Source organism: Micromonospora sp. NPDC005979 (assembly GCF_040614415.1).
GTDB lineage: Bacteria > Actinomycetota > Actinomycetes > Mycobacteriales > Micromonosporaceae > Micromonospora.
Map to the genome: position 1 here is coordinate 50,695 of NZ_JBEXUR010000011.1, position 17,501 is coordinate 68,195.

General features: G+C 71.9%; 12 protein-coding genes and 1 tRNA gene. 12 read left to right on the plus strand and 1 reads right to left on the minus strand.

Going from position 1 to position 17,501, the window contains the following annotated elements:
* Positions 1-62 precede the first annotated feature (62 nt).
* The 9 genes from ABZ272_RS19295 to ABZ272_RS19335 all read left to right on the plus strand — a co-directional run bounded on the left by ABZ272_RS19295 (position 63) and on the right by ABZ272_RS19335 (position 12,380).
* Complete coding sequence (locus tag ABZ272_RS19295) at positions 63-671, plus strand: EboA domain-containing protein (protein WP_355051311.1); 609 nt, start codon at positions 63-65, stop codon at positions 669-671.
* Position 672: 1 nt separating this feature from the next.
* Positions 673-1,530 (plus strand): TatD family hydrolase, encoded by an 858-nt coding sequence (locus ABZ272_RS19300; protein ID WP_355051312.1) that lies wholly within the window; start codon positions 673-675, stop codon positions 1,528-1,530.
* Positions 1,530-2,729, plus strand: coding sequence for a metabolite traffic protein EboE (gene eboE / locus ABZ272_RS19305; protein ID WP_355051313.1), 1,200 nt, complete (start codon positions 1,530-1,532; stop codon positions 2,727-2,729). Before ABZ272_RS19300 ends, eboE begins: the two co-directional genes overlap by 1 nt.
* Positions 2,726-4,141, plus strand: a complete 1,416-nt coding sequence (locus ABZ272_RS19310; RefSeq protein ID WP_355051314.1) for a nucleotide pyrophosphatase/phosphodiesterase family protein — start codon at positions 2,726-2,728, stop codon at positions 4,139-4,141. The genes eboE and ABZ272_RS19310 overlap by 4 nt, the downstream gene beginning before the upstream one ends.
* Entirely contained in the window at positions 4,138-5,205 is a 1,068-nt protein-coding gene (locus ABZ272_RS19315; RefSeq protein WP_355051315.1) for a polyprenyl synthetase family protein, read from the plus strand. Before ABZ272_RS19310 ends, ABZ272_RS19315 begins: the two co-directional genes overlap by 4 nt.
* A 217-nt stretch (positions 5,206-5,422) precedes the next feature.
* The gene (locus ABZ272_RS19320; RefSeq protein WP_355051316.1) at positions 5,423-8,278 is read left to right on the plus strand and encodes a PQQ-dependent sugar dehydrogenase; all 2,856 of its coding nucleotides are present in this window, start codon (positions 5,423-5,425) and stop codon (positions 8,276-8,278) included.
* Between the two features lie 75 nt (positions 8,279-8,353).
* Entirely contained in the window at positions 8,354-10,468 is a 2,115-nt protein-coding gene (locus ABZ272_RS19325; protein ID WP_355051317.1) for a ThuA domain-containing protein, read from the plus strand.
* A gap of 165 nt (positions 10,469-10,633) precedes the next feature.
* Positions 10,634-11,128: an ATP-binding protein gene (locus ABZ272_RS19330; protein WP_355051318.1), complete on the plus strand. Its 495-nt coding sequence runs from the start codon at positions 10,634-10,636 to the stop codon at positions 11,126-11,128.
* A gap of 244 nt (positions 11,129-11,372) precedes the next feature.
* On the plus strand, positions 11,373-12,380 hold the full coding sequence (locus tag ABZ272_RS19335) for a sugar phosphate isomerase/epimerase family protein (protein WP_355051319.1): 1,008 nt from the start codon (positions 11,373-11,375) through the stop codon (positions 12,378-12,380).
* Positions 12,381-12,570: 190 nt separating this feature from the next.
* Here the strand turns inward: ABZ272_RS19335 and ABZ272_RS19340 are convergent, their stop codons facing one another.
* Positions 12,571-12,969 carry a hypothetical protein gene (locus tag ABZ272_RS19340; RefSeq protein WP_355051320.1) on the minus strand — a complete coding sequence of 133 codons (399 nt, stop codon included), beginning with the start codon at positions 12,967-12,969 and terminating at the stop codon, positions 12,571-12,573.
* A gap of 329 nt (positions 12,970-13,298) precedes the next feature.
* Between ABZ272_RS19340 and ABZ272_RS19345 the strand changes: the two genes are divergently transcribed.
* From ABZ272_RS19345 to ABZ272_RS19355, 3 genes are all read left to right on the plus strand, one after another.
* Positions 13,299-13,371, plus strand: a tRNA-Asn gene (locus ABZ272_RS19345).
* A gap of 770 nt (positions 13,372-14,141) precedes the next feature.
* Positions 14,142-16,265, plus strand: a complete 2,124-nt coding sequence (locus ABZ272_RS19350) for an MMPL family transporter (protein WP_355051321.1) — start codon at positions 14,142-14,144, stop codon at positions 16,263-16,265.
* On the plus strand, positions 16,255-17,493 hold the full coding sequence (locus ABZ272_RS19355; RefSeq protein ID WP_355051322.1) for an FAD-dependent oxidoreductase: 1,239 nt from the start codon (positions 16,255-16,257) through the stop codon (positions 17,491-17,493). The genes ABZ272_RS19350 and ABZ272_RS19355 overlap by 11 nt, the downstream gene beginning before the upstream one ends.
* Positions 17,494-17,501 lie beyond the last annotated feature (8 nt).

Sequence of the window (17,501 nt, forward strand, 5' to 3'; positions counted from 1 at the left end):
CAGCACAGCAGCACAGCAGCACGGCAGCACGGCAGCACAGCAGTACAAGGGGAGGAGACGGGATGACACCGGATTCACTGCGGGCCGCGCTGCGGGGCGTACCCGATCCCGACTGGCTGGACACGGCGCTGCGCCGGGTCGCGGCCGAGCCCACCGCGATCACCCGGCTCTTTCCGGCCGCCGGCCGGCGGTGCGGTCGGGCCGCGCTGCCGGACGCACCCGGCTGGACCGCCGACGACGCGGCCCGGGTGCTGCTGCTCACCGGCCTGCCCGGCGAGCACGCCGCCTACGCCGAGAGCCTCTACCGGCACGGCGACGCCGCCGAACGGCGGGCCGTGCTGCGGGCCCTGCCGCTGCTGCCGATCGGCGCCGAGGCGGTGCCGCTGCTGCACGACGCGATCCGGACCAACGACACCCGGCTGGTCGCCGCCGCGCTCGGCCCGTACGCCCGGCACCTCGACGCGGCCGCCTGGCGGCAGGCGGTGCTCAAGTGCGTGTTCAGCGGGGTGCCCCTCGCCGCGGTGGCCGACCTGGACGGCCGGGCCGACGGCGAGCTGGCCGCGATGCTCGCCGCGCTCGCCGCCGAACGGCACGCCGCCGGCCGGGACCTGCCCGCCGACGCCACCGACCTGCTCCACCGGCTCACCGCCGCACTGCCCCGGGAGGCGTGACATGCGCATCTTCGACCCGCACATCCACATGACCTCGCGAACCACCGACGACTACGAACGGATGGCCGGCGCTGGCGTCCTCGCGGTGGTCGAGCCGGCGTTCTGGCTGGGGCAGCCGCGCACCAGCGCCGCGTCGTTCGTCGACTACTTCGACTCGCTGATCGGCTGGGAGCCGTTCCGGGCCGGGCAGTTCGGCGTGCGCCACTTCGCCACCATCGCGCTCAACCCGAAGGAGGCCAACGACCCGCGCTGCCGCCCGGTGCTCGACCTGTTGCCCCGCTACCTGGACAAGGACGCGGTCGTGGCGGTCGGCGAGATCGGGTACGACTCGATGACCCCCGAGGAGGACGAGGCGTTCGCCGCGCAACTCGCCCTCGCCGTGGCGTACGACCTGCCGGCGCTGGTGCACACCCCGCACCGGGACAAGGCCCGGGGCTGCGAACGCACCCTCGCCGTGGTCGCCGAGTCCGGCATCGACGCGGGTCGCGTGGTGGTCGACCACCTCAACGAAGTGACCGTCAAGCTCGTCAAGGACAGCGGCTGCTGGCTGGGCTTCTCCATCTACCCGGACACCAAGATGACCCCGTCGCGGATGGTCGAGCTGCTGCGCGAGTACGGCACCGAACGGATGCTGGTCAACTCGGCCGCCGACTGGGGACGCTCCGATCCGCTGCTGACCCGGGCCACCGGCGAGGCGATGCGTGCGGCCGGCTTCAGCGACGACGACGTCGACAAGGTGCTGTGGCGCAACCCGGTGGAGTTCTACGGGCAGTCGGGTCGGCTCGACCTCGGCGACGTGGAGGCGCCCGTCGCCGTGGACCCGCAGACCGGCAACTCAATCCTGCGCGGTGGTAGCTGATGCGGCTGCGACATTCCGGCGGCGAGACGGTCCACCTCGGCTACTGCACCAACGTGCACCCCGCCGAGGACCTGGCCGGCATCCTCGCCCAACTGGACACCTACGCCGTGCCGGTGCGTCAGGCGCTCGGCAGCGACCTGCTCGGGCTCGGCCTGTGGCTGGCCGCCCCGGTCGCCGCCGAACTGGCCGCCGACCCGGCGCTGCGCCGCCGGCTCCGCGCGGAACTGGACGCGCGCGGTCTGGAGGTGGTCACCCTCAACGGCTTCCCGTACGCGGCCTTCCAGGCCCCCGTCGTGAAGCAGGACGTGTACCACCCGGACTGGACGACCGAGCAGCGACTGACGTACACCCTGGATCTGGCCCGGGTGCTCGCCGACCTGCTGCCCGACGACGCGGCCCGGGGCTCGATCTCCACCCTGCCGCTGGCCTGGCGGCGGCCGTGGAACTCCGACCTGGCGGACGCCGCCCGGCGGCGGCTCGATGCGCTCGCGGCCGGCCTGGCCGATGTGCAGCGGGACACCGGCCGCGAGGTGCGGGTGGCGTTCGAGCCGGAGCCCGGTTGCGTGGTGGAGAGCACCGGGCAGGCCGCCGCGCTGCTGTCCGGCATGGACACCGACCGGATGGGAGTCTGCCTCGACCTCGCGCACCTGGCCTGTGCGTGGGAGGAGCCGGCGGCGGCGCTGGACCGGCTGCGGGCGGCTGGACTGCCGGTGGTGAAGGTGCAGGTCTCGGCCGCCGTCGAGGCGGCCGACCCGGCCGGTGGGGCCGACGCGCTGCGCCGCTGGGTGGAGCCGCGCTTCCTGCACCAGACCCGCAGCGCCGGCTGCGCGGGCGTGGCCGACCCGGCCGACGAGGCGTACGCCGCCGACGATCTGGACGAGGCCCTGGACCGGGAGCTTCCCGGTCCGTGGCGGGTGCACTACCACGTGCCCCTGCACGCCCCGCCCGAGGAGCCGCTCGGCTCGACCCTGCCGGTTCTCCGTGCGGCCCTGAGAGCGCTCTTCGAGGGGCCGGCCGCGGGCTGCGACCACCTCGACGTCGAGACGTACACCTGGGGTGTCCTGCCGGCCGCACGGCGGCCCGGCACCGACGCGGAGCTGGCCGCCGGCATCGCCGCCGAGTTGGCCTTCGCCCGCGACGAACTGGTCGGCCTCGGGCTGACCGCAGACCGAACCGCGAGCATGGAGGTGACGCGATGAGCCGGCGACTGGTGGTCCTCGACGTGGTGGGGTTGACCCCGCGACTGCTGAAGCACATGCCCCGACTGCGCGGCGTCGCCGACGGTGGCTTCCGGGCCGAGCTGGGCACGGTGCTGCCGGCGGTGACCTGCTCGGTGCAGTCCACGTTCCTCACCGGCGAGCAGCCCAGCGGGCACGGCATCGTCGGCAACGGGTGGTACTTCCGGGAGCTGGGCGAGGTGCTGCTGTGGCGGCAGCACAACGCGCTGGTCGGCGGGGACAAGCTCTGGCACGCGGCCCGCCGGGCCGAGCCGGGCTACACCGTCGCCAACGTCTGCTGGTGGTACGCCATGGGCGCCGACGTCAACTGGACCGTCACGCCCCGCCCGGTGTACTACGCCGACGGGCGCAAGGAGCCGGACTGCTACACCGACCCGCCGGAGCTGCACGACGCGCTGACCGGGCGGCTCGGCACCTTCCCGCTGTTCACGTACTGGGGGCCGACGGCCGCGCTGCCGTCGTCGAAGTGGATCTGCCAGGCGGCCGAGCAGATCCTGGCCGACGTGTCACCCGACCTGACCCTGGTCTACGTGCCCCACCTGGACTACGACCTGCAACGGTACGGCCCCTCGTCGCCGCAGGCCGCCACGGCGGCGGCCGAGCTGGACGCCGTCCTCGGGCCGCTGCTGGACGCCGCCCGGGCCCGGGACGCCACCGTGGTGGTGCTCTCGGAGTACGGCATCACCGACGTGTCCCGGCCGGTCGACGTCAACCGGCTGCTGCGCAGCGAGGGGTTGCTGCGGGTGCACACCCAGGCCGGCATGGAGTACCTCGACCCCTGGACGTCGAAGGCGTTCGCCGTCGCCGACCACCAGATCGCGCACGTCTACGTCAAGGACCCGGCCGACGTGCCGGCGGTGGCGAAGCTCTGCGCCGGACTGCCCGGGGTGGCCGAGGTGCTCGACGCCGACGGCAAGGCCGTGCACGGGCTGGACCACCCGCGCGCCGGCGAACTGGTGCTGGTGGCCGAGCCGGACTCCTGGTTCACCTACTACTACTGGCTCGACGACGCCAACGCGCCCGATTTCGCCCGGCTGGTCGAGATCCACCGCAAGCCCGGGTACGACCCCGCCGAGCTGTTCTTCGACCCGGCCAATCCCGGTGCCGCCAAGGCTCGCGCCGGCGTGGCGCTGGCCCGCAAGAAGCTCGGCATGCGCTACCTGATGAGCGCCGTCGGCCTGGACGCCGGTGCTCGGGCGGTCCGCGGTTCGCACGGGCGGCTTCCCACCGACCCGGCGGACGCCCCGGTGCTGCTCTGCTCCGACGCGTCCGCGGCCCGGGACCGGATCGCGGCCACCGAGGTCAAGGGCCTGTTACTGGAGCTGGCCGGGTTAAGCGCCGCTGGTGCGCAGGGTCCGGGAGATCGGACGTGACCGTCACCGTCGCGCCCACCGACACCAGCGGTCTGCGGGCGCGCTTCGACGCGGAGCTGGCCGCCTTCCTCGACCGGCAGGGGCCGGACTGGCCCGACGGCGCGCCCCGGGGGGTGTTCACCGCGCTGCAACGGTTCGTGCTGGCCGGGGGGAAGCGGCTGCGCCCGCTGTTCTGCTACTGGGGCTGGCGCGGCGCCGGGGCGGCCGACGCCACCCCGATCGTGGTGGCCGCGGCGGCGTTGGAACTGTTCCACGCGTTCGCGCTGATCCACGACGACATCCTGGACGGCAGCGACCGCCGCCGGGGTGAGCCGTCGGTGCACCGGCTCTTCGCCGACCTGCACGCCCGGTCGTCGTGGCGCGGCGACCCGGAGGCGTACGGGCGCAACACCGCCCTGCTCTGCGGCGACCTCTGCGCGGCCTGGTCGGATCAGATGTTCCACGAGTGTGGGCTGGGGACCGAGCAGGTGCACCGGGGGTACGCGGTGTTCGCGCTGATGCGTACCGAGGTCATCGCGGGGGAGTACCTGGACCTGGTGTCCGGGGTGGGCGACGGCTCGGTCGCCAGCGCGCTCACCGTGATACGGATGAAGGCGGCCCGGTACACGGTCACCCGGCCGTTGCAGATCGGCGCGGCGCTCGCCGGTGGGGGACCGGAACTGATCGCCGCTCTCGGCGAGTTCGGCGACCCGTTGGGGGACGCGTTCCAGCTCCGTGACGACGTGTTGGGTGTCTTCGGTGATCCGGCGGTCACCGGCAAGTCGATCCTGGACGACCTGCGCGAGGGCAAGCCCACGGTGATGATGGCGCTGGCCCGCAGCTCCGCGGACCGGTCGCAGACCGCGCGGCTGAAGGAACTGTTCGGCAACCCGTCGCTCGACACCGACGGCGCGGCGGACCTGCGCGAGATCATCGAGGCCACCGGCGCGCGGGACCGGATCGAGCAGATGATCCGGGTCCGCACCGAGGCCGCGCTGACCGCGTTGCGGAGCGCGGCGGTGAACGAGGAGGCCCGGGCGGCCCTGGTCGCGTTGGCCGGACAGGCCATCGACCGGCGCGCCTGACCGGCCGACTTTCGATCAAATCGACGAAAGTTCATGCCGTACCACCGGAAGGTATGGACACATCGACACTTGCGACTTAGTGTCGGGGCCAACACAGCAATGTTTCGTCGAGGTGAACCGGCGGCGCGGTAACCCATCGACCCCACCACCCGCTACGGCATCCGGCGCGACGGCGCGCGCCCCGCCCTGGCCTCTTCGTCAGGAAGGGACAGCACAGATGTCCATGAAGGACAGACCCACCCAACGGTCCCGACGATGGTTCTCCGCCGGATCGGCCCTGCTCCTCGTGGCCGCGGCCGGCACGGTCACCCTCACGGCCAGCGCGACACCGGCCCAGGCGCACACGATCAACGCCAGCGACTTCCAGCAGGTCGAACTCGCCCGGGGCGTCACCGACATGGGCGAGCCGATGTCGCTGGCTGTCCTGCCGGACCGCTCGGTCCTGCACACCGCCCGCAACGGCACCCTGCGCCGCACCGACGCGAACGGCACCACCTCGGTGATCGGCACCCTGTCGGTCTACAACCACGACGAGGAGGGCCTGCAGGGCGTCGGCGTCGACCCGAACTTCGCCAGCAACCGGCAGATCTTCCTCTACTACGCGCCGCCGCTGTCCACCCCCGCCGGCGACGCCCCCGCGACCGGCACCGACTTCTCGGCCTGGCAGGGAGTGAACCGCCTCTCCCGGTTCACCCTCAACAGCGACTTCACGCTCAACCAGTCCAGCAAGGTGGACGTCCTCGACGTGCCGGCCGATCGCGGCCTGTGCTGCCACGTCGGTGGGGACATCGACTTCGACGCCGCCGGCAACCTCTACCTGTCCACCGGCGACGACACCAACCCCTTCGAGTCCGCCGGCTACTCGCCGCTGGACGAGCGGACCAACCGCAACCCGGCGTACGACGCGCAGCGCAGCGCCGGCAACACCAACGACCTGCGGGGCAAGATCCTGCGGATCAAGGTGAACACCAACGGGACGTACTCCATCCCCTCGGGCAACCTGTTCGCGCCCGGCACCGCCAAGACGCGGCCGGAGATCTACGCGATGGGGTTCCGCAACCCGTTCCGGATCAGCGTGGACAAGGGCACCGGGGTCGTCTACGTCGGCGACTACGGGCCGGACGCCGGCTCCACCAGCTCCACCCGTGGCCCGTCCGGCCAGGTGGAGTTCAACCGGGTCGCGGCACCGGGCAACTACGGCTGGCCGTACTGCACCGGCACCAACACCAGCACCGAGACGTACAACGAGTGGGACTTCGCCACCAACACCGGCGGCGCGAAGTACAACTGCACCGGCGGGCCGACCAACAACTCGTTCCGCAACACCGGCCTGACCACCCTGCCGCCGGCCCAGCCGGCCTGGATCCGGTACGCCGGTGACGCCGGCACCCCGACCGAGTTCGGCGGCGGCTCCGAGTCGCCGATGGGTGGCCCGGTCTACCGGTACAACGCCTCGTCGACCTCCACCACGAAGTTCCCGCAGTCGTTCGACGGGCAGTTCTTCGCCACCGAGTTCGGCCGTGGCTGGATCAAGCCCATCCACGTCAACTCCGACGGCTCCCGGGGCACCATCGACACGTTCCCGTGGGTCGGCAAGCAGGTGATGGACTCGGCCTTCGGCCCGGACGGCTCGTACTACGTGCTCGACTACGGCACCGGCTACTTCAACGGCGACGCCAACTCGGCGCTCTACCGCTTCGACTACGTCGGCGGCGGCAACCGGGCGCCCAGCGCCTCGGCGAGCGCCAACAAGACGTCCGGCGCGGCCCCGCTGGCCGTGACGTTCTCCTCGGCCGGCTCGTCCGACCCCGAGGGCGGGACGCTCACCTACTCGTGGAACTTCGGCGACGGCACCACCTCCACGGCGGCGAACCCGACGAAGACCTACAGCACCAACGGCACGTACACGGCGACGCTGACCGTACGGGACCCGCAGGGTGCCACCGGCAGCGCCAGCGTGCAGATCAACGTCGGCAACACCGCGCCCACGGTGACCATCAACAACCCCGGCAACGGGCAGCTGTTCAGCTTCGGTGACACGGTGCCGTACAGCATCACGGTGACCGACCCGGAGGACGGCACGATCGACTGCACCAAGGTCAAGATGACCTACGTGCTCGGGCACGACCAGCACGGGCACCAGATCACCTCGAAGAACGGCTGCTCCGGCTCGATCACCATCCCCGTCGACGGCGAACACGACGACGCGGCGAACATCTTCGCCATCTTCGACGCCGAGTACACCGACGCGGGCGGCCTGACCACGCACACCCAGCACACCCTGCCGCCGCGGCACCGCCAGGCCGAGTTCTTCGGCAGCTCCTCCGGCGTCAACGTGTTCAGCAAGACCCCGGCCGAGGGCGGTAAGACCGTCGGCGACATCAACAACGGCGACTGGATCTCGTTCCAGCCGTACCGGCTCGGCAACGTCACCTCGTTCACCGCCCGGGTCTCCTCGGCGGGCAGCGGCGGCACCCTCCAGGTGCGGGCCGGCTCGGCCACCGGCACGGTGCTCGGCTCCGCGACCGTCCCGGTCACCGGTGGCTGGGAGACGTTCACCACCGTCACGGGGACGATCACCAACCCGCCGACCGGCACCACCACGCTCTACCTGACCTTCGCGGGTACGGGCACCGGCGCGCTCTACGACCTGGACGCGTTCACCTTCGTCACCGGCTCGGCCCCCACCGGTGGGACCGGCCCGATCACGGGCCTGGGTGGCAAGTGCCTGGACGTGCGCAACGCCGCCACCGCCGACGGCACGCAGATCCAGATCTACACCTGCAACGCCAGCGCGGCCCAGACGTGGGCGGTCACGCCGAACTCCACCATCAAGTCGTTGGGCAAGTGTCTCGACGTCTCCGGCGCCGGCACCGCCGACGGCACCAAGATCCAGCTCTACACCTGCAACGGCACCGGGGCGCAGAACTGGGCCGCGCAGGCCGACGGCACGCTGCGCAACGTGGCGTCCGGAAAGTGCCTGAACGTGTCCGGAAGCAACTCCGCGGACAGCACCGTGGTGAACCTCTGGACCTGCACCGCCGCCGCGAACCAAAAGTGGACCCTGCCCTGAGTTGAAAGGAAGGGCCCCTTGTTAACGCCTAGTGTTGTACAAGGGGCCCCTCCTAACACTTTTTAGGAGAGCGACATGCGCAGACTCCTGCGATCCACGGTCGGCCTGAGCGCCGCCGTCCTCGCCGTCATCGCCTGCACCACCCCGGCAACCCCGGCCAGCGCCGCCGACGCCCCGTACGACGTGCTGGTCTTCTCCAAGACCGCCGGCTTCCGGCACGACGCGATCCCGGTCGGCATCCAGACCATCCGTGACCTGGGCGCGGCCAACAACTTCACCGTCACCGCCACCGAGGACGCCGCCGCGTTCACCACGAGCAACCTCGCCCAGTACGAGGCGGTGGTCTTCCTCAACACCACCGGTGACGTGCTCAACGCCACCCAGCAGACCGCCTTCGAGTCGTACATCGGCTCGGGCCGCGGGTACGTGGGTGTGCACGCCGCCGCCGACACCGAGTACGACTGGCCGTTCTACGGCAACCTGGTCGGCGCGTGGTTCGCCTCGCACCCGGCCATCCAGCAGGCCAACGTCAAGGTGGAGGACCGGGGGCACGCCGCGACCGGGCACCTGCCGCAGACCTGGACCCGCACCGACGAGTGGTACAACTACCGCACCAACGCCCGGTCCACCGCGCACGTGCTCGCCACGCTCGACGAGTCGTCGTACTCCGGCGGCGGAATGGGCGCCGACCACCCGCACTCCTGGTGCAAGAGCTACAGCGGCGGCCGCTCCTTCTACACCGGAAGCGGGCACACCCAGGCGTCGTACGCCGAGCCGGCCTTCCGCAACCACCTGCTCGGCGGCATCCGGTACGCGGCCGGCCGGAGCAAGGCCGACTGCCGGCCCGAGACCGGCTACACGCCGCTCTACAACGGCTCCACCACCGGCTGGTCGCAGGCCGGCCCGGGCAACTTCACCAACTCCGACGCCACCCTCACCTCGGTCGGCGGCATGGGCCTGTACTGGTACAGCGCGAAGCAGTTCACCAACTACTCGCTGAAGCTGGATTGGAAGCTGGCCGGCGACGACAACTCGGGCATCTTCATCGGCTTCCCGCCGTCGAGCGACCCGCAGTCGGCGATCGACAACGGCTACGAGGTCCAGATCGACGCCACCGACGCGGTCGACCGCACCACCGGCGCGGTCTACACGTACAAGGCCGCCGACATCGCGGCTCGGGACGCGGCGCTCAACGCGCCGGGGGAGTGGAACACCTACGAGCTGCTGGTCGAGGGGGAACGGCTCCAGGTCTTCCTCAACGGGGTGAAGATCAACGACTTCACCAACACCAATCCGGTACGGTCGCTGGCCGGCCACATCGGCATCCAGAACCACGGTACGGGCGACGACGCCTACTTCCGCAACATCAGGATCAAAGAGCTGGGCGGCAGCAACCCGCCGACCGGCAACACCACGGTCCAGGCCGAGGCGTTCAGCTCGGCCAACGGCGTCAGCGCGTTCACCAAGGCCGGCGCCAACGGCGGCCAGACGCTCGGCTACATCGAGCCGGGCGACTGGGCCGGGTACAACGGCGTGGACCTGACCGGCGTCACCTCGTTCACCACCCGGGTCGTCTCGGGCGGCGCGGGCGGCACCATCGGAGTCCGTACCGGCTCGGCCACCGGGCCGGTGCTGGGCACGGTCACCGTGCCGAACACCGGTAGCTGGGACACGTACGCCAACGTCACCACGACGCTGTCGAACGTCCCGTCCGGCACCCAGAACCTGTACCTCACGTTCAACGGCAGCGGCACCGGGCTCTTCGACGTCGACGACTTCACCCTCGTCAAGGGGACCGGCGGCGGTTCCGGCGTCGGGCCGGTCAAGGGGCTCGCCGGCAAATGCCTGGACGTCCGCAGCGGCGCCACCGCCGACGGCACCCAGATCCAGATCTACACCTGCAACGGCAGTACGGCGCAGACCTGGACCGTGACACCGAACTCGACCATCAAGGCGCTCGGCAAGTGCCTCGACGTCAGCGGCGGCGGCAGCGCCGACGGCACCAAGATCCAGCTCTGGACCTGCAACGGCACCGGCGCGCAGAACTGGGCGGCCCAGTCCGACGGCAGCCTGCGCAACACGTCCTCGAACAAGTGCCTCGACGTGTCCGGCAACAACTCCGCCGACAGCACCGTCGTCCACCTCTGGACCTGCAACGGCGCGGCCAACCAGAAGTGGACCCTGCCCTGACCCACCGAGCCCGCTGGGGCCGTCGGACGTGACCGGCGGCCCCGGCGTACCACCCGATGACGCCGCCGGCGCGGCGGTACCTCACCGCCGCCGCGCCGACGGCGTCCCGCGCGTCGGACCGATGCCGCGGATCGACTGCCAGTCGGCTGCCGTACCTTGACCGGCATGGGGCGTTACGCGCGATGGCGCCGGATGGTCCAGGCGCAGGGGCGCCGGCTGCACGACGCGCTGCGCCCGGCCGACGAGCCCGACCCACTGACCGGGCCGGCACCCAGCCTGAACCGCCTCGATGCCCTGGTAGAGGGCTTCGCCGCAGGCCAGCCCGTGCGGTGGAGCCTGGCCGGGGCGCCCCGGCCGCTGCCCGAGGCGGTGGACGTGGCGGCGTACCGGGTCATCGAAGAGGCCCTGACCAACGCGTGCCGGCACGCGCCGGGCGCGGCCGTCGCGGTCCGCCTGCGCTACGACGACGAGGGCATCACCATCGAGGTACGCGACGACGGCGCGCCAGCGGTGCGGAGCCCGGCGGGGGCCGGTGGCGGCCTGGTCGCGGTATGCCGTCGGGTCGAGCGCGTCGGCGGCACCCTGAGCGCCGGCCCGAACCCGGGCGGCGGCTTCACCGTCCGGGCGGTCCTGCCGGCCCCCGAAGAAGTGGCCGGGTGACAGTCGGGGGCTTTCGCGATGCGGTCGGGTGACGGCCGGGGGCTTCCGCGATGGGCCCGGCGGAAATAGGGTGGGGTCGGCGACCGTGACGGTTGCCGGTGACCCGGTGGGAGGCGCAACCCGCCGGGTTCAGGTGCGCTCGGCACCCACCGGCGTTCCGCCCCGATGCCACGTACCGGTCTGACCGGTCACCCTCGCCCCGGTCCGCACAACGGAATCCCCATCACATCAGGGGAGAAGGACAATGGCGCGACCCATCACGCTCTTCACCGGCCAGTGGGCCGACCTGCCGTTCGAAGAGGTCTGCCGGCTCGCCTCCGAGTGGGGCTACGACGGTCTGGAGATCGCCTGCTGGGGCGACCACTTCGAGGTCGACAAGGCGCTCGCCGACGACTCGTACATCGAGCGCAAGAAGGAGACCCTGGCCAAGCACAACCTCCAGGTCTTCACGATCTCCAACCACCTGGTCGGTCAGGCGGTCTGCGACCACCCGATCGACGAGCGGCACCAGGACATCCTGCCCGGCCGTATCTGGGGTGACGGGGAGCCCGAGGGCGTACGCCAGCGGGCCGCCGAGGAGATCAAGGACACCGCGCGGGCGGCGGCGAAGCTCGGTGTGAACACCGTCGTCGGCTTCACCGGCTCGTCCATCTGGCACACCCTCGCCATGTTCCCGCCGGTGCCGCCGGCGATGATCGAGCGCGGCTACCAGGACTTCGCCGACCGGTGGAACCCGATCCTCGACGTCTTCGACGAGGTCGGCGTGCGGTTCGCGCACGAGGTGCACCCCAGCGAGATCGCGTACGACTACTGGACGACGAAGCGGACCCTCGAGGCGATCGGCAACCGGCCCGCCTTCGGGCTCAACTGGGATCCGTCGCACTTCGTCTGGCAGGAGCTGGACCCGGTGAACTTCATCTTCGACTTCGCCGACCGCATCTACCACGTCGACTGCAAGGACGCGAAGGTGCGTACCGGCGACGGCCGTCGCGGCCGGCTCGCCTCGCACCTGCCCTGGGCCGACCTGCGCCGCGGCTGGGACTTCGTCTCCACCGGCCACGGCGACGTGCCCTGGGAGGACTGCTTCCGGGCGTTGAACGCGATCGGCTACGACGGCCCGATCTCGGTCGAGTGGGAGGACGCCGGCATGGACCGCCTGGTCGGTGCCCCCGAGGCGCTGCAGTTCGTCCGCCGGCTCGCCTTCGACGCGCCGAGCGCCGCCTTCGACGCCGCGTTCAGCAGCAAGGACTGACGAGTCACCGCCCGGCCCGACGACAACCGGGCCGGGCCGGGTTCGGTTGGCCCGGTTCGGTCGCCGGGTTGCCCGGTTGCCCGGTTGCCCGGTTGCCCGGTTGCCCGGTTGCCCGGTTGGCCGGAGCGTGGTCCGGACAGACCACGGGCCGGTCGCCTCGCGGCGGCCGGCCCGTCGACGTGCGGGTGGGTCAGAGCGTGCTTGCGTTGGTGCCCGAGCCGGACGGCTTGGTGCGGGGGGTGGTGGCCGACGGCGACCCGGAGGTCGTGCCGACCGGGCTGCTGCCCGCCTTGGCGCCCACGGTGGCGGGCGTGCCGGCGAACGCGTCGTCGGCGGCGGTCAGCTCCTGCTTGCCGGTGCTGCCGTTGCCCAGCTTCTCGCCCAGCTTGGTCTGGCCGAGCTTGTCCTTGCCCTCGCTGTAGAGCCGGTTGGCCTGGGCCTGCGCGACCCCGGCCGCCTCCTGGACGGTCGGGTGGTCGAGCACCTTGCGGCCCCGGACCACGAGCTCTTCGTACTTCTCCCGGCCGGCACGGGCGCCCAGGACGAATCCCGCAGCCAGCCCGCCAAGAAACATGATCTTTCCGCGCATGGCGGCTCCTTCCGTACCTGACGCGCCGTCGCCCCGTCGGGTCGCCCCGCCGGACGCGACCAATCCGCGCCTGCGTCCTCTGTCCGCACCTAACTACCCATCCTGCTCTCCGCTCAAGCCTGCTTGTGCCCGGATGGCGATTTGCCCTAATTGTGAACGCGCTCCCAGCTCTGACCTGCGGATCTGGATCATGGTGGGCTGCGGGTGGATTGAGGGTGTGCCGCGGGTGGGCTGCGGGTGGAACCCACTGGACCACCACCCGGGGATGTCCTGTACTCTTGTCCCCGTCGCACGGTGCCGGCGAGATCCGGATGCCAAGCGGTGCACGATCCCCTGTAGCTCAATTGGCAGAGCAGCCGGCTGTTAACCGGCAGGTTATTGGTTCGAGTCCAATCGGGGGAGCTTCTCCACCCAACGCCCGTCGGCCCACGCCGACGGGCGTTGCCGTATCCCCACCCTCCCAGCCTCCTCGGGCCGTCCCTGCCCTCGGGTCGTCCCTGCCCCCCGGGTCGTCCCTGGCCCCGGGTCGTCCCTGCCCTCGGGTCGTCCCTGGCCTCGGGTCGTCCCTGGCCCCCGGCCCTCCCGGCCATGACGCGCCCCGGCACTGCCGGGCCCTCCCGGCCCTGGCCCCTGAAGGCGCTCCCGCCCCGGCCCCTCCACCCTCGGCCCTGCTCCGACCCCACCCTGGGCCCTGCCTCGGCCTCGCCTTGCCTCGGCCCAACCTCTGCCTCGGCCTCGCGGCCCACCCCTGCGCGCCGATCTTGCACTTGGTGCGGTGGCATATCGGGATGTAGCGCGCCTTTCGACAACCGAAAGTGCAAGATCGACGCGATCATGCCGGCAAGCGCCGGGGGCGCACGGCTGTGCGGGGCAGGATGTCGGCGTTCGGGGCAGCAACTTCAGCGATGTTGCTGCTTCCCGCGTGGCGGATGCAGCAACATCGGTGAAGTTGTGAGGATCTTGGGCGCGGGGCGCGGGGCGCGGGGCGCGGGGCGCGGGGCGCGGGGCGCGGGGCGCGGGGCGCGGGGCGCGGGGCGCGGGGCGCGGGGCGCGGGGCGCGAGGCGGAATGAGAGGTTCGACCCGCTTGGGGCTCGTGGGCGCGGCAGGATGACGATGTCGACTTGGACTCCCGCTGCGTCGATTGTTGCATCGATTCTTGGAGTGAGCGCGAATGTCCGGACGAGGGGGCTTCGGCCGCGCCACGCTGGTCGCGGTGGTGGTCGTACTGGCCTGGTTGGTGATCGGCGCGGTGGCCGGCCCGTACGCCGGACGGCTCGGTGAGGTCTCCACCAACGACAACGCCGCCTTCCTGCCCACCGACGCCGAGGCGACCCGTGCCCAGGATCTCGCCGGTGGGTTCGTCGACCGGCCGACCACTCCGGCGCTGGTCGTCTACGAGCGGGCGTCGGGGATCACCGACGCCGACCGGCAGCGGGTCGCCGCCGACGCGGCCCGCTTCGCCCGGGTGCCGGGCGTCGTCACCCCGCTGCCCCCGCCGATTCCCAGCGAGGACGGCCAGGCGTTACAGGTCGTCGTGCCGGTGGACGACGCCGAGGGTGAGCAGATCGGCGCGGTCGTCCGACAGGTGCGCGACATCGCCGGGGGCGACCGGGACGGTCTCACCGTGGACGTCGCGGGACCGGCCGGTCTGCTCGCCGACCTGATCGAGGTGTTCTCCGCGATCGACGGGCCGCTGCTGCTGGTCACGCTCGTCGTGGTGCTGGTCATCCTGCTGATCGTCTACCGCAGCCCGGTCCTGTGGGTCTTTCCGCTGCTGGCCGCGGGGATGTCGTACGCCCTCGCCGCGGTCTTCGTCTACCTGCTCGCCGACGCCGACGTCCTCAAACTCAACGGGCAGGCGCAGGGCATCCTCACCGTCCTGGTCTTCGGCGCGGGCACCGACTACGCGCTGCTGTTGATCGCCCGCTACCGGGAGGAGCTGCACCGGCACGACCGCCCGTGGAGCGCGATGCGTGCCGCGTGGCGGGGTGCGGCGCCGGCCATCATCGCGTCCGGCGGCACGGTCATCGTCAGCCTGCTCTGCCTGCTGCTGTCCAGCCTGAACTCCAACCGGGCGCTCGGGCCGGTCGCCGCCATCGGCATCGCCGCCACGCTGCTGGTGATGCTCACCTTCCTGCCCGCGCTGCTGGTGCTGGGCGGCCGGTGGGCGTTCTGGCCCCGACGTCCCCGGGTGGACCAGGCCGATCCGCAGGCCGAGCACGGCATCTGGAGCCGGATCGCCGGCTTCGTGGCCCGGCACGCCCGACCGATCTGGCTGAGCACGGCCGTCGTGCTGGCGGCGCTGACGTTCGGCCTCACCCAGCTCGGCGCGACCATCCTCGGTCAGTCCGACCTGTTCACCCAGCGCACCGACTCGGTGGACGGTCAGGAGGTGATCGCCCGGCACTACCCGGCCGGCACCGGCAGCCCGGCCACCATCTTCACCACCGAGCAGTCCGCGCAGCGGGTGGCACAGGTGGCGCAGGGCGTGCCCGGGGTGGCGGCCGTCCGCCCGTTCAGCGGCGGCCAGCAGGGCGGCCCGCCCGACCGCGACGCCGCCCCGAAGGTCGTCGACGGTCGGGTGCAACTGGAGGCGACCCTGACCGACCCACCGGACAGTGACGGCGCCGAGCGGACCATCCGCGACCTGCGGGAGGCCGTACACCGGGTGCCCGACGCGGACGCCGTGGTCGGCGGCTTCACCGCGATCAACGTGGACACCTCGGACGCCGCGAAGCGCGACCAGAATGTCATCATCCCGGTGGTGCTGGTGGTCATCGCGGTGATCCTGGCCCTGCTGCTGCGCGCCCTCCTCGCGCCGCTGCTGCTCATCGGCACGGTGCTGCTCAGCTTCGCGGCCACCCTCGGCCTGTGCGCGTTGCTGTTCCGCCACGTCTTCGGCTTTCCTGGCGTGGACTCCTCGTTCCCGCTGTTCGCGTTCGTGTTCCTCGTCGCGCTCGGCATCGACTACAACATCTTCCTGATGAGCCGGGTTCGCGAGGAGTCGGTCAAGCGGGGTACCCGGGCCGGTGTGCTCGCCGGCCTCGCCGTCACCGGCGGGGTGATCACGTCCGCCGGCATCGTGCTCGCCGCGACGTTCTCCGCCCTCGCCGTGCTGCCGCTGGTGGTGCTTGTCGAGCTGGGTACGGCGGTCGCGATCGGGGTACTGATCGACACGATCATCGTCCGGTCGCTGCTGGTGCCCGCGCTCACGTACGACGTCGGGCCGAAGATCTGGTGGCCGGGCCGGTTGTCCCGGACGAACGGTGAGCGGGAGGCGCGCGATGCTGGCTGAGACCGACGTGGTGGTCGTCGGCGGTGGCCTGGCGGGCCTCGCCGCCGCCCGCCGGCTGCACCGCGCGGGCGTGCCCTGGCGGCTGCTGGAGGCCGGTGGCCGGCTCGGGGGTCGGGTCGCCACCGACGTCGTCGACGGGTACCTGATCGACCGCGGTTTCCAGGTGCTCAACACCGCCTACCCGAAGCTCGGCACGCTGCTCGACACGGACCGCCTGAACCTCGGATACTTCACCTCCGGCGTGCTGGTCCGTCGGGGCGACGACCTGCTGCGGCTGGTCAACCCGCTGCGCGAGCCGACCGGCGGCCCGCGTACCGCCCTCGCCGGCGTCGGCTCGTTGCTCGACCGGATCCGCTTCGCCGCGCTCGCCACCGGTGCCGCCACGCTGCCGGCGTCCCGCCTGCTCGCCGCGTCGGAGACCACCACGGAGACGGCGCTGCGCCGGGCCGGTCTCTCCGACGCGATCATCGAGGAGCTGCTGCGGCCGTTCCTGTCCGGTGTGTTCATCGACCGGGAGTTGGCGACCTCCAGCCACGTGTTCGCGATGGTGCTGCGCTCGTTCGCCCGGGGCCGCATCGGTCTGCCCGCCGAGGGGATGGCCGCGCTGCCCCGGGCCATCGCCGACCCGCTCCCGGTCGACCTGCTCGACCTGGACACCCCGGTAGCGCAGGTCGCGCCCGGCCTGGTCCGCACGCAGGCCGGCGACATCAGATGCCGGGCCGTCGTGGTCGCCGTCGACCCGCCCGCCGCGGCCGCGCTGCTGCCGGCTCTGACGAGGGTACGGATGCACAGCTACACGACGTACTACCACAGCGCTCCCGAACCACCGCTCCGCGAGCCGATCCTGCTCGTCGACGGTGACCGTCGGGAGATCGTGGCGAACACGGTGGTGCTCAGCAACGCCGTGCCGACCTACGCCCCGGCCGGCCGGCATCTCGTGGCCACCTCGGTGGTCGGCCCGACGGCCCCGCCCGAACCGACCATCCGGGCCGAGTTGACCCGGCTGTACGGACGATCCACCGCCGACTGGACGCACCTCACCACCGTGTCCGTACCGGACGCGCTGCCCGCCGCCCCACCCCCGCAGGGACGGCTGCGTAAGCCGGTCGCGCTCGGGCAGGGGCTGTTCGTGGCCGGTGACCACCGGGACAGCCCATCGATCCAGGGCGCTCTCGCCAGCGGTTGGCGTGCCGCCGGCGCGGTGCTGGAGGAGCTGCGCGCCGGCTGAGCCCGCGC